4 protein-coding genes are annotated in these 2,084 nt (G+C 53.9%); 2 read left to right on the top strand and 2 right to left on the bottom strand.

Features of this window, described 5'->3' with window-relative positions; genetic code table 11:
• Positions 1–148: 148 nt before the first annotated feature.
• Entirely contained in the window at positions 149–793 is a 645-nt protein-coding gene (locus tag FBQ85_29640; GenBank protein ID MDL1879293.1) for a response regulator transcription factor, read from the top strand.
• Positions 790–1,188 (top strand): hypothetical protein, encoded by a 399-nt coding sequence (locus FBQ85_29635; GenBank protein ID MDL1879292.1) that lies wholly within the window; start codon positions 790–792, stop codon positions 1,186–1,188. The genes FBQ85_29640 and FBQ85_29635 overlap by 4 nt, the downstream gene beginning before the upstream one ends.
• A 20-nt stretch (positions 1,189–1,208) precedes the next feature.
• Here the strand turns inward: FBQ85_29635 and FBQ85_29630 are convergent, their stop codons facing one another.
• Together FBQ85_29630 and FBQ85_29625 are read right to left on the bottom strand one after the other, a co-directional pair.
• A complete protein-coding gene (locus tag FBQ85_29630) occupies positions 1,209–1,571 on the bottom strand; it encodes a DUF2283 domain-containing protein (protein ID MDL1879291.1) in 363 nt (120 codons plus the stop codon).
• A 343-nt stretch (positions 1,572–1,914) separates the two neighbouring features.
• Positions 1,915–2,084: DNA methyltransferase (locus FBQ85_29625; protein ID MDL1879290.1), on the bottom strand; the 170-nt coding region annotated here is incomplete at its 5' end.

The raw sequence follows: 2,084 nt of genomic DNA, 5'->3' as shown, positions 1-2,084 counted from the left end.
GACATCTCACCGGGCCGCTACGGGTTGGTTGGCCTCAATGAGCGGGCCAGGCTGCTGGGCGGCATTCTCCGCTTAGAAAGTTGTCCGGGAACAGGCACGCGGCTTGAAGTAACAATTCCACTGAGTTAAACGTTTCAAGAGGCGGAAATTGGATCAAATTCGTATTCTAGTAGCCGACGATCACCCCGTGGTGCGGGATGGCTTGGTTGCCATTCTCAGCACCCAACCGGATTTTGAGGTGGTGGGTGAGGCCGGCGCCGGGCCAGAGGCAGTGGAGCGAGCGCTGCAAACCCGGCCTGATGTGATGCTGTTGGACCTGGAAATGCCAGGAGCGGATGGGGTGGAAGTGCTGCGCCAATTGCAAGCCGCCCATCTGGGCGTGCGGGTTATTGTTTTTACGGCCTTTGATACGGATGAGCGCATTTTGGGAGCGGTGCAGGCCGGGGCGCAGGGTTATTTGCTCAAGGGCGCGCCGCGCCAGGAATTATTCCAGGCGGTGCGGGTGGTGCATGCCGGCGGGTCGTTATTGCAGCCGGTGATCGCTTCTAAATTGTTACGGCAGGTCAGCCAGCCCAGCCGCAGCGCCGCAGCAGCCAATGAGCTGACCCCGCGTGAGTTAGAAGTGCTGCACCTATTGGCCCTGGGACGGCTGAACAAAGAGATTGCCGCCCAACTGGTCATCAGTGAGCGCACCGTTAAATTTCACGTCAGCTCAATTATGAGCAAATTGGGGGCCGGCAACCGCACCGAAGTGGTCAGCCTGGCCGCCCAACAAGGGTTGATAGATTTATGAGTATTCCCCTCAAAAATCGCCGCGCCATTGAGCATATGCGTGACGCCGGGCAAATTGTGGCTCAGGCCTTTGCCTTGTTGGGTGAGCACATCAAACCCGGCGTGACGCTGCGCGAAGCGCCTGGTGAAAACAAAAACGGGGTTGACTATCGCGTGTTGCATCTTTCGTTCGAGAACGTCGGCTTGACTCCGGGCGATCAATACTGGCTGTGGATCGATCCCGCCAGTTTTCGCATTCAGGGCTGGCGCTACAAATTGCAGAGCAATCACGAAGGCGCATATTTGTGGGAGAATTATCAATCGTTCGGCGCGGTGACGCTGCCGTTGCGCCGCGTCACCGAAGACGGCAAGCGCGCGATCTGGTTTGATAAGGTGCGGGTGAATTCGGGAAAATAGAAACGGGGAAACAGATTTATTCAGGCGGCGATTCGCTCGGGCAAGGGCGGTACTTGTGGTGAAAGGGAAAACCCAATTGCCAAAAAATCACTAACCGGTGGCGTTGTGAGCACGGCCAAAACCGCTTGCCAAAGCTCCTCGGGAAGATTGCGCAGATTCATCAACGGCACTTGCAGGGGGCTGTCACGATGATGTTCTCTCATTCGCGCAAAACTGATGAATGTTAATCCGATGGCTTGGGGACTCGTGCCCGTAGCTTTTCCGGTATCCAGGCGCAATAAAATATTGTCAGCAAGCTCAACACCAGTGATATGCTCGCTCCGTCCGAAGGAAACATAGAGAATATCGCCTTCTTCATCGTAATTGATTTTTGTTTCTTGCATATTCTATCCTGTAACCCGGACGAGCCGGAACTAAGATTTTTTTACACCGATCATTCCTGATATACACGGCACAGCAAAGCCGCAATCAAAGATTTTGAAGCCACGGATGAACACGGATTTTTTGTGAACATTTTTTGAGAAGGGCTTAAAGAAAAATCGCTGCGAGTTTTCGATCGGAGCTCATCTCACGCACATCCGTGTTCCATCAGTGTGCATCTGTGGCCAAAAACTTTGCCCCAAAACACAATGTTGCGGGTTTGTTACACAGGTTTTTAATCTGCGTGAATCTGTGAAAATCTGCGTCCAAAATCTTTGCTTTTTCTGAACAAATTCGACTAAACGTCTATTTGCCCTTCAACCTCGGCCGCCATTGAAAGCGCTCCAAATCAATGGCATCACGCAAGCCGAAGGTGACGCCCTCGCGGCGCAACAGCTCGCGCTGCAATTCATAGCCGCGTGAGCGGGGCAGGGAAATCGCGCCATTGCGGTTAATCACGCGATGCCACGGCAGCC

It is taken from the genome of Cytophagia bacterium CHB2, assembly GCA_030263535.1.
In the GTDB taxonomy this organism is placed as follows: Bacteria; Zhuqueibacterota; Zhuqueibacteria; order Zhuqueibacterales; family Zhuqueibacteraceae; genus Coneutiohabitans.
This window is presented reverse-complemented; position numbering and strand designations above follow the sequence as displayed.